Origin of the sequence: Marinobacter pelagius (assembly GCF_003315345.1) — a bacterium.
GTDB classification, from domain to species: Bacteria; Pseudomonadota; Gammaproteobacteria; order Pseudomonadales; family Oleiphilaceae; genus Marinobacter; species Marinobacter pelagius_A.
The window spans coordinates 1-1,131 of sequence record NZ_QNRO01000054.1; the positions used below are offsets into that span (position 1 = coordinate 1).

The following is a 1,131-nucleotide window of genomic DNA, read 5'->3' on the forward strand; positions in this document are numbered from 1 at the left end:
AGTAGGCTGAAGAGGATCAATCAGATAATCCGCTGAGAAAGATTTTCTTCTTTACATCTTTGGCATTTTATCAACCAGAAATTCCGGATACCCTACAAATCCAGGGATATCCCGCGGATTCGGGATCAGCACGTTGTGCGCGCCGGCTTCCAGCATGATGCCGCAGTTCAGGGTGAAGGAATAAATGTGGTACAGCGGCAGGGGTGCGATAACCACTTCCTTGCCCTCTTCCACGGTGTCTTCCATCATCGGCCGCACCTGAAGCAGGTTGGCCACCAGGTTGCTGTGGGTCAGCATGGCTCCCTTGGCCACACCGGTGGTGCCGCCGGTGTATTGCAGAACCGCGATATCGTCCTTCTTGGTCTCAACCGGGGTGAACTTTTCACGGGCGCCAGCACCCAGAACCGCCGGCAGCTTGTGGGCACCGGGAATGTTGAACGCCGGCACCATCTTCTTGAGGTGCTTGACTGCCGCATTCATCAGAGTGCGCTTGATCGGCGAGTTCATGTCGGCGATTTCGGTAATGATGACATGCTCTATGCCGGTCTGGGGTACCACCTTTTCGGCGTTGTCTGCCATGTTGGCCAGCACCACCAGGGCCTTGGCGCCGGAATCGTTGAACTGGTGTTCCATTTCCCGCTGGGTATAAAGCGGGTTGGTGTTGACGACAATCAGGCCGGCACGCATCGCGCCGAAAACCACCACCGGGTACTGGGGAAGGTTCGGCATCTGGACAGCGATGCGGTCCCCGGGCTTGAGGTCAGTCTTGTTCTGCAGCCAGGCAGCAAAGTTACGGCTTTGGGTGTCGAGGTCACGGTAAGTGAGAGTTGCGCCAACAGCACTGAATGCGGGGCGGTCCGCGTATTTCTTCACGGCCTGCTCGAACACATCCACCATGCTCTGGTATTTATCCAGGTCTACCTCGCGGGGCACGCCGGCGGGGTATTTGTCCTGATAAAACTGCTCAAAATCCATCACCATCTCCTGTTTGGCGCTTCTGATTGTAATGGTCGACCAATGCCAGACTGCTCAAAAAATCGGGTATCCGGAATTTCTGGTTGATAAAATGCCAAAGATGTAAAGAAGAAAATCTTTCTCAGCGGATTATCTGATTGATCCTCTTCAGCCTAC

Annotated in this window: 1 pseudogene; it reads right to left on the reverse strand. The window is 54.6% G+C overall.

The features are described from left to right. Positions 1 to 93 precede the first annotated feature (93 nt). Positions 94 to 975: pseudogene (locus tag DET50_RS19320) on the reverse strand (AMP-binding protein); the annotation flags it as partial. Between the last annotated feature and the right edge of the window lie 156 nt (positions 976 to 1,131).